Genomic DNA, 16,961 nt, shown 5'->3' with positions numbered 1-16,961 from the left:
GTGTATACAGGACATCCTTTGACGAAAGTGATCAAGGGGTGTTTTTTGCGTTTTTGATTGGAGTATTCTCGTAATTTGACCGATGGGTCATTTTTTGGTTTACAAGGTCGTATAATATTTGTATTATATTTGTATAATGTTTTTGCTGGTTAACGCTTAAAGTGTTCTTGGGCGGTTTAATAATAGGCTAGGGGCTAGAGAACTATAGGAATTCCCTACATAGAGAGGTGAGTGGCATGATACCGAATCAACAACGCAAACGTGCAGCTGTGATTGGCGCGGGTCCGGGTGGACTCGCAGCAGCGATGCTATTGTCCGGTCAGGGGTACGAAGTAGATGTATATGAGAAACAGCCAGTCATCGGGGGGCGTTCTGCCAGATTGGAACTGGGTGAATATCGATTCGACCGGGGCGCTACATTTTTGATGATGCCTCAGCTGATTGAAGAGATGTTCGACGTGGTGGGTCGCAAGTTATCCGATTATGTGCATATGAAAGAGTTAACCCCACTGTACGCACTGAACTTTGGTGACAAGGTGTTCACACCTTCTCGTAATCGGGAAGATACAGCTGCGCAGATTAAGGAATTGTTCCCGGGCAATGAAGACCATTACCTTCGGTTCATGCAAGAAGAAGAAGTGAAGTTTGGCAAAGTCATGCCTTTGCTCCGCCGTCCTTTTGGCAAGCTTACGGACTATTTGCGTAAAGATGCGGTGTCAGCTCTACCCAAGCTTGATGTCCACAATACAGTCTATGGAATCTTGTCCCGCTATTTTACAGACGAGCGTCTACGCTGGGCATTCACATTCCAATCCAAATACCTTGGCATGTCTGCCTGGGATTGTCCGGGTACCTTTACCATACTATCGTTCATCGAGCATCACTATGGATTGTTCCACCCGATTGGCGGTGTGAATCGGATCTTCCAGGCCATGGCTGATGTCGTGGAAGAATACGGAGGACGGATACATACTTCCACCCCGGTGAAACAGGTCATCGTTCGCAAGGGTCGTGCAGAAGGTGTGTTGCTGGAGAACGGTGAACGCATCGAAGCGGACCATGTGGTCGTGAACGCCGACTTTGCACATGCGGTGAACCATTTGTTCGAACCGGGCGTACTTAAGAAATATACCCCGGAGAAAATGAAACGCAAAAAGTACTCCTGCTCTACAGCGATGCTGTATCTGGGTGTGGATGGTGAAGTGGACCTGCCGCATCACTCGATCTATTTTCCAGAGGACTACCGGTTGAACGTTGATGAGATTACGAAGCACAAAATGTTGTCAGCCGATCCATCTCTATATATTCATAACCCTTCCAGACTCGATTCGACACTGGCACCGGAAGGAAAATCTGCTTTATATGTTCTGATGCCTACGCCTAACCTTACCGCAGACATCGATTGGGAAGCAGAACGTGAGAATGTGCAGGAGGCCATGATGAAGCGCATGGAAGGCATTCCTGAGCTGGCAGACATTCGCAGCAGGATTGAAGAATGTATGCTGTTCACGCCACTCGATTGGGAGAATGAACTGGATGTGTACCGCGGAGCAACGTTCAACATGGCGCATAATCTGGGTCAGATGATGTATCTGCGTCCCCATAACCAGTTTGAAGAGTTGAAAAGTGTATGGTTGGTAGGCGGAGGAACACATCCTGGCAGCGGTTTGCCAACGATCTTTGAATCTGCTCGAATCAGCGTGAGGCTGATCCAGGAAGAGGACGCGCGCACGCGCTCCAAGCCATCCTCTTATGTGAAGACGGCAGAAGCCGGAGGGCATTCATGAAGCGGGCCGCTATTGTAGGGGCAGGGATTGGCGGACTTACTTCGGCGCTGTTGTTGAACCGTCAGGGATGGGATGTCACCGTGTATGAACGGGGATCGCGCGTTGGCGGACGTATTGGATATGAGCAGGAAGGAGAGTACCGGATTGATCAGGGGCCGACCATCGTGCTTCTGCCGGAGATGTTACTTGGCATACTGGAGGAAGCCGGCGTAGATCGTTCGAAGATTGAGCTGCTTCGCTGTGATCCCCTATATAGAGTGCATTATCACAGTGGTCGTGTCATGACCAAGATGACGTCACGTGAGGAGCAGACGGCGGAGATTGAGCGTTTGTTCCCAGGAGAGAGCCGAGGGTTCACACGGTTTATGAAAGACATGGACACGTTGTTTCCTGCAGGCCGGGCGGCGTTTCTGGAACGGGCTTTTCCGCGCAAAAGGGATTTCTTCACACCATCTCTCATGTCACTCATGGGCAGATTACGTGCACACAAAAGTGTCCGGAAAGCGGTGGGTGATTATTTTCAGCATGAGGAATTGCTTGATGCTTACTCGCTACAAAGTCTATACATCGGTGGATCGCCGTTCGGGACGCCAGGCATCTACTCCCTGCTTCCCTATGCAGAGCATGAATATGGAATCTGGATGGTGAAGGGCGGGTATGCAGCATTACCGGCTATTCTGGAACAGGAACTGATCTCACGTGGTGGACGTGTTGTACTGAATGCGGAAGTTACAGGGCTCACGATTAAAAATGGTGTATGTGAAGGTATAGAAACGGCAGCAGGCGCAGAAAATGTGGATGCAGTTATCTACAATGGCGATTTCCCCCATCTTTCGGGTTTGCTTGGTCAATCATCAGAGGTAGCGCGTAAAAGAAAGCCGTATCGTCCCTCTTCCGGATGTGTATTGCTCTATGTGGGCGTGGACAAAACCTGGGAAGATACAACGACGCACCAGTTCTTCCTGCCACCAAGTCTTGAAGGCAGTTTACAGGAAGTGTTCAATCAGCGACGCATTCCGGCAAAGTCCTCATTTTACGTATTTAATCCGGTCGCATTGGATGAGACGGCAGCGCCTTCAGGACAGAGTGTATTGTATTTCCTCATTCCCGTACCCGATGCCGAAGGTGTCGACTGGGAGCAGGAGAGCGAGGCGTTGGCAGAACGTGTACTGGAAGAAGCGGAGCAACGTGGATTCCCGGGACTTCGTGCAGCGATCAAGTGGAAAAAGGTGCGCACACCCGCTGACGCAGAGCGAGACGGGCTCTATGGGGGCGGAAGCTTCGGTATTGCGCCAGTGTTGTTCCAGTCCGGTGTATACCGACCGCAACCCAAACCATTCCCGAATATCAAGGGATTATATGCCGCAGGGGCATCTGTACATCCTGGAGGCGGAGTGCCGATTGTGATGCAGAGTGCACGTATGGCCGTCAATCAACTCACGAAGGAGATGGGAACATGAATGAAGCGATTTTGAGCAGGTGCGAAGAGTTGATGCAAAAGGGTTCTTCCTCTTTTTATCAGGCCTTTAGAGGGTTGCCAAGTCCGCGTCGGGAAGCGGTATATGTCATTTATGCCTTCTGCCGCATGATCGATGACAGTGTGGATGAACCGGAACAATCGGCCTATACGATTCATGAGATCCATGATTTATTTGATCGACTGGACGAAGCGGAAGGACACTTTATCTGGCCAGCACTGAGATGGTTGTTTAGCAGTTTCCCTCATCTGGATAAGGGGCCATTCTTCCGCCAGATGGAAGGGCAACTCACCGATCTTAAAGTAACGCATTATGCAACGATGCAGGAACTGGAGCATTATTGTTATCTGGTGGCTGGAACCGTAGGCGAGATGTTGTTGCCTGTATTGCGGGATGATAATGGCGCGGAAGTAGCCGTAAATGGGATTGCTTTGGGTAAAGGAATGCAGATCGTTAACATTATTCGGGATGTAGGTGAAGATCGGGCCAGAGTGCGCCGGTATGTTCCGCTGGAGATCATGGAGAAGCATGGTTACTCGGAGCAGGACTTTGAAGATGGGATCGTGGACGAACGCTTTATTGCCATTATTCATGAGTTAAAAGCAGCAGCATTGAACTGGTTCCGTATTGGCATGGATCGATTGGATACTTATCCGACGGAAAGTGCGTTTTCGATTGAACTGGCAGCAGCCTTTTACTCCACCATTCTACACGCGGTTGAGCGTAACGACTATGACGTATATACCAAACGGGCATATGTTAGTGATGAATTGAAACTGGAGATGCTGGGTGCGATTGTGAAACGTTACCCGATGCTGGCCTATCAAGCCTCCCGAACGGCGGTATCCTGATGATTCAGTGGCTTTACTGGGCTTGGTATGTCATTGGAGCAACCTTGATGTTGACGATCGGCGTGCCGGACGTGTTGTCCTTTTCCAATGGTTTATTCTTAATCTTCTATGCGTTGTATGTGCTGGATCTGATCTACCAGGGGCGCAATCGGACAGGTCTGTCCGACCAGTCAGTCATCTGGTTGAAACCCGGGCTGTGGATCGCTTCCGTGATCATCTGGTTGGGTGGTATGGGCGTGGAGTGGGTAGGGGTGCATACGCATTGGCCCTTTGGTGAGTATGCTTACTCTGACTTTTTCGGGATTCATCTGTTCAGTGTGCCTGTTACGCTGGGTTTCGCCTGGATTGCAGTGGTGGGTAACTCGGCGCTGTTAAGTGGCGGGGGTTCAACCTGGGCTGGCAAGCTACTTCGAGCCGTGAAGACCGGGTTCTGGGCGGTGGTTCTTGATCTGGTGCTCGATCCTGTCGCGCATGCAAGAGGATTCTGGGAGTGGCAGGCTCCAGGTGGATTCTACGGGGTCCCGTGGACCAATTACATAAGCTGGTTTATCATGGGCGCATTCCTGTCCCTGTTCCTTCCGGCCATGCCTGGTGACCGTAGCTCATTGCTGCGTGCAAAATGGCTGTATCAGCTCTTTATTCTTCTATTCGGCTTACTCGCCCTGAAGGAAGGAATTACAGGCAGCTTTATCATCGCCATTGCAGGAATGCTTCTTGCCGAAGGGAGCTGGCTCTATGATTCGCGCCGTAAAATCAAAACCCTTTAATCGAATTTTTGCCTTATATAATCATTATTATCTGCTGCGTCGGCGCTTCCGTTCATTTACGCTATCGGGGTCACTGGACCCGCAGGTGGATACCAGGGACAACTCCCGGATTGATTCCAATCGCCCGGTGATCTACTTCATGAACCACAGCTCCTGGTGGGATGGTCTGCTGCTCTATCATGCGGCCAGGCAGACATCACGGGGAGATCATTATGTGATGATGGAGGAACAGCAACTTCAGCAATATGCCTTTTTTCGTAAACTGGGTGCATATTCAATCAATAAAGAGAGTGCGTCCGGTATTCGGACCTCTCTACAGTACACCAGTGAACTATTGGATTCGGGCAAAAGGGTATGGATTTTTCCCCAAGGAGAAATTCTGCATCAGGAGGCCAGACCGATTCAGTTCCGTCCAGGCATCGGATTGCTGCTTCGTCGCTCTCCGAATGCCATCGCAGTACCGGTAACCTTGTGCCACGGGATGGTCCAGCACGATTTACCGGAGATATCGATGCAGGCGGGCCCTCCTGTGATGGAAGATTGGAAGACGCTCAAGAGTGAAGAGATTGCCTCCAGACTCGGTCTTGTGTTGGAACAGCAGTTAGACGATCACAGATCAGCGCTTGTACGAATGGGACAGGGGAGCTTGCCAGATGCGCTTCCGCTGATTCGTCATGTACGTTCGACCAGTGAAAAATACGACGCTGCGCGAAAGCGGGTGAACCGTTAGAATGAGTGCATCTGAAACCTTCTGGATTGTGCTGACAAGCATATTGGGAATACAACTGTTGTTCGCTCTATGGAACGTCTCCTGTCTGCCCAAAGTACGTTCATTCCGAGCAGATAAGATACAACCACCGGACCTGCTGGTCTCGGTGCTGATTCCGGCCAGAAATGAAAGACTACATATCGAAGGATGTCTGGAAAGTGTACTCGCGAGTGACACATCGGGATTCCGGATGGAAGTGCTGGTGCTGGATGATCGCTCCGAAGATGAGACAGCGGCCATGGTTCAGGCGATTGCCGATCGTGATGCGCGTGTGCGTCTGCTGCATGGTGTCGATCTACCCGAGGGCTGGATGGGGAAATCCCATGCGTGTCACAGATTGGTTCAGGAGGCCGAGGGAGAATGGTATATGTTCGTGGATGCGGATGTGCGCCTGGAGCCAAGTGCCATTCGGCAGACTCTTGCGGCAGGGTGTGAGCAGAGCGGTGGTCTGGTAACCGGTTTTCCTTATCAGGTAACGAAGACGTGGATGGAAAAGCTTGTCGTACCGATGATGGTCTTCACCATCATCAGTCATCTGCCCATTTTCATGATTCGCAGATCATCCAGTCCGATGTTTGTGGCCGCTACAGGGGCTTTTTTGCTGATTCATCGCTCCAGTTACGAAGCATCCGGTGGTCATGCTGCCATTCAGGCCCATCTGGTAGATGACATGAGTCTAGCCAAGGCGGTCAAGCGTGCAGGTCATCCGGTGATGCTGACTGACGTGCATGACGTAACGAATACCCGCATGTATCAGAACGGTGCAGAAGTGTGGAACGGATACAAGAAAAACATGTACGAAGGTATGGGCCGTAAAGACGTACTGCTGCTTGGCACGATGTTGATGTATACGCTGATGTATATTGTGCCTCCGCTGGGATTAATTTTTGGACTCATGACAGGTAGTTCGATGTCCATTCTGTATGGATTGTTAGGAACATTACTGGGGATGGCTGTGAAAAGAGTAGCAGATCATGCTGGCGGACAACCTTGGTGGCTTGCACTTTTGCAACCAGTTAGCATGGCATGTGTCATTGCCATTGGATTTGCTTCCTGGCAGGCGGGTCGCTCCGGCAAGGGGTATGTATGGAAAGGTAGGCGGTACAGTTGAGAGGTAACGTCATCATTATCGGTGCAGGATTCGGAGGTCTATCGTGTGCGATCCGACTTGCTTCACAAGGTGTGCAGGTGACCATTCTGGAACGGCAGGATCATGTAGGTGGTAAGCTGCAGCAGATTGAGCGAGACGGTTATCATTTTGATCGGGGACCGAGCACGATCACGATGCCATCCACCTTTCGTTCCGTCTTCGATCATGCAGGTGTAACAATGGAAGATTACGTACAGCTATATGAGTTGGAGCCGCGTACGCGTAATGTATTTGCAGATGGCACGGTAGTAGATTTGTCAGGCAATCGCGGGTGGATGAAAGAGCAGATCGCAGCGTACAGTCCGGAGGATGCGGCTCGTTATGATGCGTTTATGGATGAGTCTGCCGCGCTGTATGCGGAAGCCAATCGTCATTTTCTGGGTAAGTTGTTGCTGTCTCCTTCTGACAAATACAATCTTCAGATGCTGCGCAGCCTGCTCCGCGTGAGGCCAACGGTGAAGCTGGATAAGCTGCTGCGTTCGTATTTCCGGCATCCACATACACTCGCTATGTTCGGGCGGTACGCAACCTATGTGGGATCATCGCCGTATCAGTCTCCTTCGATCTTTGCCATGATGGGTCATGTGGAAGCAGAGGTGGGCATCTACGGGGTCAAAGGAGGAACCTATCAACTGATCGAGGGCATGACTCGGCTGGCACAGGAAAAAGGCGTGCAGATCATTACGGGCATAGAGGTCCGGCAGATTGTTGTTCGGAATGGCGCAGTGGCAGGTGTGGATACGAATCAAGGCTTCCGTGAAGCCGATCAGGTTGTTGCCAATGGAGATGTGCTTAGCGTGAATCGACTACTGCTCGCACCGGAACACCGAAAAGAGATGAGTGATGCCCGCATACGGAAGTATGAGCCATCCATCTCGGGATTTGTGACGCTGGCAGGTGTGCAAAAGCAATATGATGCACTGCTGCACCATACCGTCTTTTTCCCGGAACGGTATGAACCGGAGTTCAACCATATTTTCCGTGACCGTAAAATGCCCGAAGATCCCACGATCTACATCTGTTATTCCGGTTATTCCGAAGCGGGCATGGCCCCAGCGGGAGCCAGTAATCTGTTCATTCTGGTTAATGCCCCCTACTTGTCAGATTCATGGAATTGGGAGCAGCAGACGGAACGTTACGGAGCGTTTGTACTGGAACAATTGGCAGCGCGGGGAATTACCGGGTTGAACCAATCCGATGTGTTGATCCGATACACGCCGCGAGATATCGAACGGGATACGTTGGCGCATCAAGGCTCGATCTATGGCATTTCGTCCAACTCGGTGAAGCAGACCTTCATGCGACCAGGTAACCGAAGCAAAGATGTCCAAGGACTCTGGTACGTCGGCGGTACAACACATCCAGGCGGCGGAACCCCGATTGTGACCTTATCCGGGCAGCTTGTTGGTGAGCAGTTGGCATCGGAAATCTTGAGATAAGAAGGCATAAAAGATAGTGGTGCTCCGAGATTTATGTGAGACATTTGGTTTCGGAGCATCCTTTCCATAGCTGGATTGGAACGTTATACTGGATAGAGTTATGCTGCAATGTTTATTTAGATGAATGTTTTTGTCTTTTGCATAGGACATCTATACATAGAAGCAAGGAACGGGCAGGTTATCCTGTCGATCCGCACGATTCTCACATAGGAGGTCTCATCATGAATGAACAAGAGCGAGCCGGCGAACGGCTGCTTCCCGAAGTGGCTACGGGAGAACGGAAGCTGGAACACGTGCGCCTCTGTCTTGAGGAGAATGTGGCAGGAGAAGGGGTAACCAGCGGTATGGAGCGGTATGCGTTTCGTCATCACCCACTGCCGGAGCTGGATTTTGAAGAGGTGCATCTGGAGACTTCGTTTATTGGCAAAAAAGTACGTACACCCTTGCTCATCAGTTCGATGACGGGTGGAAGCAAAACAACGGGCGCCATCAATGAGCGCCTCGCCCGAGTAGCGAACGCCAGAGGCTGGGCGCTCGGCGTAGGTTCGATCCGGGCTGCCGTGGAACAGCCAGAACTGGCAAGTACCTTCGATGTGCGTCGCTGGGCACCGGACATCCCGGTCATTGCCAACCTGGGCGCGGTGCAGCTGAACTATGGCTTCACCACGGCTGACTTCCAGCGTGCTGTAGATATTGCGGGTGCGGACATGCTCGTGCTTCATCTGAACACGTTGCAGGAAGTTTTCCAGCCGGAAGGTAATACCAACTTCAGCGGATTATTTCACCGGATTGAGAACTTGTGTCGTGAGTTAGACGTGCCTGTTGGCGTAAAAGAAGTCGGTTTTGGCATCGATGGCGTGACGGCTCAACGCTTATATGAAGCAGGTGTGGCGTTTATCGATGTAGCTGGTGCTGGTGGTACAAGCTGGGTGCAGGTAGAGAAATACCGTAACAACAACCCGGTACGCCGGGCGGCTGCGGAAGCTTTTGCCGACTGGGGCATTCCGACAGCGGAGTGTATTCAGGAAGTGCGAGCGCTGAATCCGGCGGGTGCTCTGATTGGCAGTGGCGGACTTTACACGGGCGTGGATGCAGCCAAAGCCCTCGCGCTCGGTGCTAATCTGGCTGGTTTTGGCCGATCTCTGCTCGAATCCGCAGTCGCTTCCGACGATGCTCTGAATGAGCGATTGGAACAGGTCGAATTCGAGCTGCGTACCGTGATGTTCGGCATTGGCGCAGGGCGGATTGAAGATTTGAAACAGACGGAGCGGCTGGTTGAACGGCGGTAAGCGCAGGGTTAAAATGAAAATGATATAAACTTCATTGGAGTTATTTCATTATATATTTTGAATCTACTTATATTGCTTCCTACTATAATCTGCAACAAAAATAGTGTAGAAGATACTTCATTAAGAAATATCCTCTACACTATTTATTTTATTAAAATTGTCTGGCACTTATATTCATATCCATTTTATGACCTGTTGAACTATAGATATAAACTTTGACGTTTGTTGTGCCTATAACACCTATTCTTGTTGTTTTTTGAGTTCCTTTTTTGATTGAAATATCAATTGGAGAAAGATTGCCCACAGTGATCTTGACATAAATAGTATCCGTACTAGTGTTGTTAATCCAAAGATTAGAAGTCTCTCCATTGTCAGAATCCAATGTGAATGATTTTTCATATGCATTGTAACTACTGTAATTGAATGGTCTTATAAGTTGTATGTCCAATGGAGTAACAATCGGATCATTAGAGTTCTCCACAGTGATTGGAGGGTTAGTAAAAGCATCTTTGACTCTATCCTCTAATCTAACAGCACTAGCTTGATGTGAAGAAAGTAATAAAGAGAAGACTAAGCCTGCGCCTAAAATTATGTTTAAGGACAATGTAATTTCCTCCTCTATGCTTTTAGTATGTAATGAGGATGTACAAATTACTTATATAATTGTGTTGCCGAAAGATTACATACATTCCTCTTTCACAGTGACATTCTCATTGGTTACAGTAACGTATGAATTGCCGGACAAGTATTCCGTATAACCGCAAACCATTTTGTTATAGGTTTTACCGTGGCTGTCTGTAAACTCTAAAGAGACAGTACCCTCTCCGGAAAGTTTCAGCTGTGGGGCGAATTTCACTTTTGCTCCGCTGGGAATATCCTTTTTGAATACGTAGGTGGAGCCACTCTCGTTGGTATTATACGAGTCGCCTTGGGCTAAGTTAGTCTGAATATTGGTGAGGTTATAGTCAGACTGATTGTGGATTGTGATTCTCAAGTGGCGAAAGGGATCGACTGCATTCAGCAAGCTCTTAGAGGTGATGATACCTATGACGAGTACGATGGCGGACAAGATAATGATTTTCTTTTTGGAGAATCGGCGATGTGTGTACAAGATAATGCACTCCTTTCCTATGAGGTATAAACGACGGGAGGAGATCAAAAGTTATAGATAAAATGGATACATATGAAATTTGAAGTACAAATCGTCAGAATTACTTCATGCGCCAAGCGGGAGAACAGGATACAATAAGATACTAGCAGTGCAATAAGGACTGCACAGGGATCCTACATAATGAAGATCACTCAAAATAAGGAGGGAATAAATGGAACTTTCTCCAATGAATCAGGAAGATTATGCGAGTTTTTGCATTCGATCGATTAAGGATTTTGCACAGGAAAAAGTAGAAGCAGGCACTTGGGCGGAGGAAGAGGCGCAGCAACTGGCCGAGGAATCTTATGAACGTTATCTGCCAGAAGGTTTGAATACACCCGGAGCATATCTCTACAATCTAGTGCATCCTGTGGACGGAAATGTGGGGTATATCTGGTTTAATATCACGGATAATCGTCGTGGTAAAGATGCATTTTTACTGGACATTGTGGTTGAAGAAGCACACCGCGGTAAAGGGTATGGAACAGAGACGATGGAGGCGCTTGAACAGACGGCCTTGAGTCTTGGCGTGGATCGCATCGGATTGCATGTGTTTGGACATAATGTGCGAGCGAGTAGCCTTTATCGCAAGATGGGATATGAAGTAACGGATCTAACGATGTACAAGGAAATCAAAGGGTAAACCGATAGCGGATGGGACGCTGGTCGAATTGGCGAAGTTCCTTGATGCCTTGAGGTTTGTCATATATAATGTATAGGATTATCCATACCGAACAAGTAATCAATGAGGAGTTGTCATATACATGGCTTTGAAAGCTGGAATCGTGGGTTTGCCTAACGTTGGTAAATCTACGTTGTTTAATGCAATTACACAAGCAGGTGCCGAATCGGCAAACTATCCGTTCTGTACAATTGACCCTAACGTGGGGATCGTTGAAGTACCCGATGAGCGTTTGGACAAACTGACAGAACTCGTTGTACCTAAGAAAACAGTACCAACGGCGTTTGAGTTTGTAGATATCGCAGGTCTGGTTCGCGGTGCGAGCAAAGGCGAAGGTCTGGGTAACAAGTTCCTTGCCCACATTCGTGAAGTAGACGCGATTGTACACGTGGTACGTTGCTTTGTAGATGAGAACATTACACACGTCGATGGCAAAATCGACCCGGTAAGCGACATCCAGACCATCAATCTGGAGCTGATCCTGGCCGATATCGAGAGTGTTGAGAAGAAAATCGACCGCTCCAAGAAAAACATGAAGGGCGGCAACAAGTCTGCCTCTCAAGAAGTAGAAGTGTTGGAGAGAGTGAAGGCTGTTCTGTATGATGACAAGCCAGCACGCAGCATGGAACTTACAGATGACGAGCTTTTGATTATACGAGATCTGCACTTGCTTACCCTGAAGCCTGTTCTGTACGCAGCCAATGTAGCTGAGGATGAAATCGGCGATGTGGCGAACAATGCTTACGTGCAAAAAGTAAGAGAATTCGCAGCTGCTGAAAACGCAGAAGTAGTGCCAATCAGTGCGAAGGTTGAAGAAGAGATCTCCGAGCTGGAAGGCGAAGATAAACAAATGTTCCTGGAAGAGCTCGGTATTGAGGATTCCGGTCTGAACTTGTTGATCAAAGCAGCCTACAAATTGCTCGGTCTGTACACATACTTCACAGCAGGTGTACAGGAAGTTCGTGCGTGGACGATCCGTAAAGGCACCAAAGCGCCAGGCGCAGCGGGTGTCATTCACACGGACTTCGAACGCGGATTCATCCGTGCCGAGGTAGTTTCTTATGACGATCTGGTGGCAGCGGGTTCCATGAACGGTGCCAAAGAGCGCGGACAACTTCGTCTTGAAGGTAAAGAGTACGTTGTAAATGACGGCGACGTTATGCACTTCCGTTTCAACGTTTAAGTTGTTACACATTTATATGTAGACTTAAAATTATGACCCTACGACCTTCTTCGTGAAGTTCGTGGGGTCTTTAACTTAGAGCTCTGAAGATGAGGATACAACGGAGAGTAGTCTTCCAAGAGAAACGGGTTCTTTGTTTTCATAATCAAAATCAACTGCTGAGATAGAGATGTGAATAGGCATATTATGGTATAATAGAGGAGACAAAGTAACCGGTGGATAATCGATACGGTGATGCTTACCCGAAAGGGGGTGACGCCGTGTCATTTCTTGCAGTAGTGCAGCATTTCCTAGAAATTAGCGACAAGCTAATTAGTATTGCAGTGGGGTTAATAGCCGTATGCAGTGCGTGGAAAGCAGCGCGGAACAAGAAAAACCACCGGGATTAGGTTGGTCGCCTTGCAATCCGGTGGTTTTTCATTCGTTTGATTGAAATTCGCCGTGGTCGCCCACCGGCCTTTGTTGGAGAAGTCACGATGTTAGCGCATCGTGGCTTTTGTTTATTTTACACTTGCTATACTTGTATTATACCACAGTAGGATCATTTCGGAACCACATCGAACAACAATTTCATTTTGTATCTTGCAGCACCAAAAAATAGTTCATCCGCTTGCGGAACAGTTACTATTCAGAACCATAAGAATATGCTATAATTAAGAGTCGTATACCACGTTAAAATTCGCACTGTAACCGATGAGTCGAAGCGAGTTTCATACAGGGTACACGATTTCTTGATATCACTTTAAAAGTAAAGGATTTGATGACGTTGTAGCGATGTTATACGTCGATCATACATGAATGTGAATACATGCTGCGGTCAGGGGATTCATTGAGAATCCTGTGCGTTGTGGAATATAGATTATAAATGTAATTAATGTTGAATTGAAATCATTATTGAAAATGTAATGTGCTTGGACAAAATAATGCGTGAGGTGACTATACATGTTGGATAAATTACAGGCGTTAGCCGACCGTTATGACAAGTTGAGCGAGCTTTTGTGTGACCCGGATGTGGCAAGTGACAACAAAAAGCTGCGGGAATACTCGAAAGAGCAATCCGATCTGCAACCGACTTATGAAGCGTACACGGAATACAAACAGGTAAGTCAGGATCTCGAAGCTGCAAAGGAAATGCAGGGTGAGAAACTGGATGATGAGATGCGTGAAATGGTCAAAATGGAAATTGAAGAACTGAGTACTCGCCAGAAGGAACTGGACGAATTGATTCGTGTACTCATGCTGCCAAAAGATCCGAATGACGACAAGAACGTTATTGTTGAGATTCGCGGGGCAGCTGGTGGAGATGAAGCAGCGTTGTTTGCAGCAGATCTGTATCGGATGTACACACGTTATGCAGATGCACAAGGCTGGCGTGTAGAGCTGATGGACGTTAACACGAATGATCTCGGTGGATTCAAAGAGGTTGTTTTCCTGATCAACGGCCGCGGCGCTTACAGCAAAATGAAATACGAAAGCGGCGCACACCGTGTGCAGCGTATTCCAACAACCGAGTCTGGCGGACGTATTCATACGTCAACTTCAACGGTTGCCGTTATGCCTGAAGCCGAAGATTTCGATATCGAAATTCATGATAAAGACATCCGTGTGGATACGTTCTGTTCCAGTGGTGCCGGTGGACAATCGGTTAATACCACGAAATCCGCAGTACGGGTAACGCACGTTCCAACGGGAATTGTAGCGACATGTCAGGATGGAAAATCACAGAACTCCAACAAGGAAAAAGCGTTGCAGGTTCTGCGTACACGTATCTTCGATATGAAACGTATGGAAGAGGAAGCAAAGATCTCTGTTGAGCGGAAGAGCAAAGTGGGAACGGGTGACCGCAGTGAGCGGATTCGTACGTACAACTTCCCGCAAAGCCGTGTGACGGATCACCGGATCGGCCTGACCATGCACAAGCTGGATCAGGTGATGAACGGAGAGATTGAAGATATTCTGTCTGCACTGACCATTGCTCAGCAGACTGAAATGATGGATAGAGGAGAATAATCTGTGACCCGAGCGCAGTTTGTCATGACGCCGGAACAGAGCTGTCGGGAAGCCTTCGTGGAGGCTTCCTCTTTTTTGGAGAAGTGCGGCGTGTACGAGCCGCAAAACAATGCCCGGCTGCTGCTGGAACATGTACTCGGCGTCTATGGCGCCGCGTACTACATGATGCAGCCGGAGCCTTTTCCCAGCGAGCATCGCAGCCGCTGGGAGGACGCCGTCACGCGCAAGGCTGCGGGTGAGCCAGCGCAATACATTATCGGCAGCCAGGAATTCTATGGGCTGCCGTTCGAGGTCACGCCGGCCGTGCTGATTCCGCGGCCGGAGACCGAGCTGTTGGTCGAGGCTGTGCTGCGCGAAGCCGACCGCGTGTTTCCTGACGGCGCTCCGCTCGCCGTCGATATTGGCACGGGCAGTGGTGCCATCGCGGTGACGATGGCTTCACTGCGCCCGCGCTGGCAGGTCGGCGCCGGGGATCTCTCGGCGGCTGCCCTGCAAGTGGCCGCGCGGAACGCGGCCGCGAACGGGGTACAGATCGACTTCCGTGAAGGCGATCTGCTGGCCCCGTTCGCCGGGGCGCGGGTGGACATCCTGGTGTCCAACCCGCCATACATCCCGGCGGCAGATATCGCCGGGTTACAGCAAGAGGTGCGCGATCATGAGCCGCGCATGGCACTGGACGGCGGTCCGGACGGGCTTGCACCGTACCGGATCATGCTGGAGCAGCTGGCGCTGCTGCCTGCACCGCCGCAGATCATTGGTTTTGAGCTGGGCCAGGGGCAGGCTCGCGACATCGCGGCTCTACTTGAAACGGCGGGACATTGGCCGGAAATTATCATTGTACCGGACCTTGCCGGAATCGAGCGGCATGTCCTGGGTGTTCGTACTTCGGAACAGGTGACGAAAATGTAAGGTTCCACGGGTTTTCTTTTTGCCGTGAAATCCTCTACAATGAGATATACCGAAGATTTCTGAATGCTTGGGGGAACATAATTACATGCTGCACAAATTTAAAAAGATAGATTATTCTATTGTGTTTATACTGGTTATTCTGATGGTTATCAGTATTTTGTCGATTTACAGTACAACGTTTGGTCGTCCGAAGCTGGAGGGACTCCCGAAAAGTGCAGTGATTTTTTATATTTTTGGATTCATCGTCTTTTTTGGAATGTCGATGATCAATTATAAATTTATAATCAAAAATTATTTATATATCTATGGCGTGGGTATGCTGCTGCTCATTTTCGTAATGTTTTTTGGTAAAGAGTATTACGGTGCAAAAGGTTGGCTGTCCATCTTCGGGGTCAGTTTGCAACCTGCTGAGTTGTTCAAGTTATGTCTAATTGTGTTTTTATCAGCCTTTTTGGCCCGAAAGAAGAATCGTCCGCTCTATTTCGGACGTGATGTTATTCCGATCTCACTCTGTGTTCTGCCGCCGTTACTACTGGTATTGCTTCAAAATGACTTGGGAAATGCGTTAAGTTATGTTGTCATTCTTGTGGGCCTATTGTGGATCGGCAACATTAAATTTACGCATGCCCTCATTGGTTTTATTATTGCTGTGGCGACTTTTATCGGCGGTACACAAGCATATATTCATTATCATGATGAGATCGTTAAATTTCTGAATGACATTGGACGTTCGCACTGGGCGGATCGTTTTGACCCCTGGCTTGTACCAGAACTGACCTCAAGGGATGTACTCTGGCAGACGTATAATGCGAAGCTTGCGATAGGTTCTGGCGGTATTACGGGCAAAGGATATCTGGAGGGCACAACGATTCAGTCGAATCGGGTGCCGCTGGCCTATGCAGACTCGATCTTTGTACAGATCGGGGAGGAGTTTGGCTTCATCGGTGCCTCGGTATTGCTTCTCCTATACTTTATCCTGATTCACAGGCTGGTGCTGATTGCACTGGAGTGTAAGGATCGCGCCGGACCTTATCTTATTGTAGGTATTATAGCGATGCTGCTCTACCAGATCTTTGTTAATATTGGTCCATTCATTGGTCTGATGCCACTTACAGGGATTACGCTGCCATTTATCAGTTCGGGTGGTACCTCCATTATGCTCAACATGATCAGTATGGGGATTGTGATGAGTATCAAGGTTCACACGGAAGAAAACGAGGATATTCTCGGCTCTGCGGAACAACCGAGTATTACCGATCTGGTGATGAAATTGCTGAAACGCAAGCCATCCCAGCAGGAACAATAACGTTCTCGGAATTGAAAAATCTGGGATAACAGCGATTGGAAGTTTATTCTGTTATCGTAGTGTCAGTGGAAATAATCCTTAGTTTAACTTATATAACTACAGAACCCTGGAACAGATCAGCCCTATTCACTTAGGGATGATCTGTTCCAGGGTTTTTATTTTTTACAGTGGGAGATAGGCCGCTGATTTGT

General features: G+C 48.9%; 16 protein-coding genes. 14 read left to right on the top strand and 2 right to left on the bottom strand.

Annotated features, from left to right (window positions below; all coding sequences use genetic code 11):
• Window positions 1-236: 236 nt before the first annotated feature.
• The 8 genes from crtI (MKZ12_RS27285) (at window position 237) to fni (ending at window position 9,530) form a co-directional block, all read left to right on the top strand.
• The gene (crtI, locus tag MKZ12_RS27285; RefSeq protein ID WP_339257710.1) at window positions 237-1,787 is read left to right on the top strand and encodes a phytoene desaturase family protein; all 1,551 of its coding nucleotides are present in this window, start codon (window positions 237-239) and stop codon (window positions 1,785-1,787) included.
• On the top strand, window positions 1,784-3,247 hold the full coding sequence (crtI, locus tag MKZ12_RS27280; protein ID WP_339257709.1) for a phytoene desaturase family protein: 1,464 nt from the start codon (window positions 1,784-1,786) through the stop codon (window positions 3,245-3,247). The genes crtI (MKZ12_RS27285) and crtI (MKZ12_RS27280) overlap by 4 nt, the downstream gene beginning before the upstream one ends.
• Window positions 3,244-4,116, top strand: coding sequence for a phytoene/squalene synthase family protein (locus tag MKZ12_RS27275; protein ID WP_339238232.1), 873 nt, complete (start codon window positions 3,244-3,246; stop codon window positions 4,114-4,116). The genes crtI (MKZ12_RS27280) and MKZ12_RS27275 overlap by 4 nt, the downstream gene beginning before the upstream one ends.
• Window positions 4,116-4,883 (top strand): carotenoid biosynthesis protein, encoded by a 768-nt coding sequence (locus tag MKZ12_RS27270; protein WP_339257708.1) that lies wholly within the window; start codon window positions 4,116-4,118, stop codon window positions 4,881-4,883. The genes MKZ12_RS27275 and MKZ12_RS27270 overlap by 1 nt, the downstream gene beginning before the upstream one ends.
• On the top strand, window positions 4,852-5,613 hold the full coding sequence (locus MKZ12_RS27265; protein ID WP_339257707.1) for a lysophospholipid acyltransferase family protein: 762 nt from the start codon (window positions 4,852-4,854) through the stop codon (window positions 5,611-5,613). Before MKZ12_RS27270 ends, MKZ12_RS27265 begins: the two co-directional genes overlap by 32 nt.
• Window position 5,614: 1 nt before the next feature.
• Window positions 5,615-6,763, top strand: coding sequence for a glycosyltransferase family 2 protein (locus MKZ12_RS27260; RefSeq protein ID WP_339257706.1), 1,149 nt, complete (start codon window positions 5,615-5,617; stop codon window positions 6,761-6,763).
• Window positions 6,760-8,241 carry a phytoene desaturase family protein gene (gene crtI, locus MKZ12_RS27255; RefSeq protein ID WP_339257705.1) on the top strand — a complete coding sequence of 494 codons (1,482 nt, stop codon included), beginning with the start codon at window positions 6,760-6,762 and terminating at the stop codon, window positions 8,239-8,241. The genes MKZ12_RS27260 and crtI (MKZ12_RS27255) overlap by 4 nt, the downstream gene beginning before the upstream one ends.
• A 221-nt stretch (window positions 8,242-8,462) precedes the next feature.
• Window positions 8,463-9,530 (top strand): type 2 isopentenyl-diphosphate Delta-isomerase, encoded by a 1,068-nt coding sequence (fni, locus tag MKZ12_RS27250; RefSeq protein WP_339257704.1) that lies wholly within the window; start codon window positions 8,463-8,465, stop codon window positions 9,528-9,530.
• 151 nt (window positions 9,531-9,681) lie between these two features.
• Here the strand turns inward: fni and MKZ12_RS27245 are convergent, their stop codons facing one another.
• Window positions 9,682-10,134 carry a hypothetical protein gene (locus MKZ12_RS27245; RefSeq protein ID WP_339257702.1) on the bottom strand — a complete coding sequence of 151 codons (453 nt, stop codon included), beginning with the start codon at window positions 10,132-10,134 and terminating at the stop codon, window positions 9,682-9,684.
• 75 nt (window positions 10,135-10,209) lie between these two features.
• The gene (locus MKZ12_RS27240; protein WP_339257700.1) at window positions 10,210-10,641 is read right to left on the bottom strand and encodes a hypothetical protein; all 432 of its coding nucleotides are present in this window, start codon (window positions 10,639-10,641) and stop codon (window positions 10,210-10,212) included.
• Window positions 10,642-10,852: 211 nt separating this feature from the next.
• Here MKZ12_RS27240 and MKZ12_RS27235 point away from each other — a divergent pair, with 211 nt between their 5' ends.
• The 6 genes from MKZ12_RS27235 (at window position 10,853) to MKZ12_RS27210 (ending at window position 16,770) form a co-directional block, all read left to right on the top strand.
• Window positions 10,853-11,323, top strand: a complete 471-nt coding sequence (locus MKZ12_RS27235; RefSeq protein WP_339257698.1) for a GNAT family N-acetyltransferase — start codon at window positions 10,853-10,855, stop codon at window positions 11,321-11,323.
• A gap of 121 nt (window positions 11,324-11,444) precedes the next feature.
• Window positions 11,445-12,545, top strand: coding sequence for a redox-regulated ATPase YchF (ychF, locus tag MKZ12_RS27230; protein WP_076332544.1), 1,101 nt, complete (start codon window positions 11,445-11,447; stop codon window positions 12,543-12,545).
• A gap of 260 nt (window positions 12,546-12,805) precedes the next feature.
• The gene (locus MKZ12_RS27225; RefSeq protein WP_301290198.1) at window positions 12,806-12,934 is read left to right on the top strand and encodes a hypothetical protein; all 129 of its coding nucleotides are present in this window, start codon (window positions 12,806-12,808) and stop codon (window positions 12,932-12,934) included.
• Window positions 12,935-13,487: 553 nt separating this feature from the next.
• Entirely contained in the window at window positions 13,488-14,555 is a 1,068-nt protein-coding gene (gene prfA / locus MKZ12_RS27220) for a peptide chain release factor 1 (protein WP_339238213.1), read from the top strand.
• A gap of 24 nt (window positions 14,556-14,579) precedes the next feature.
• Window positions 14,580-15,464 carry a peptide chain release factor N(5)-glutamine methyltransferase gene (prmC, locus tag MKZ12_RS27215; protein WP_127549115.1) on the top strand — a complete coding sequence of 295 codons (885 nt, stop codon included), beginning with the start codon at window positions 14,580-14,582 and terminating at the stop codon, window positions 15,462-15,464.
• An 85-nt stretch (window positions 15,465-15,549) separates the two neighbouring features.
• A complete protein-coding gene (locus tag MKZ12_RS27210; RefSeq protein WP_339257696.1) occupies window positions 15,550-16,770 on the top strand; it encodes an FtsW/RodA/SpoVE family cell cycle protein in 1,221 nt (406 codons plus the stop codon).
• Window positions 16,771-16,961: the final 191 nt, after the last annotated feature.

This window comes from Paenibacillus sp. FSL R5-0713, from assembly GCF_037973325.1.
Classification (GTDB): Bacteria; Bacillota; Bacilli; order Paenibacillales; family Paenibacillaceae; genus Paenibacillus.
The sequence above is the reverse complement of the archived record's forward strand: the minus strand, read 5'-3'. Positions and strand labels throughout refer to the sequence as shown.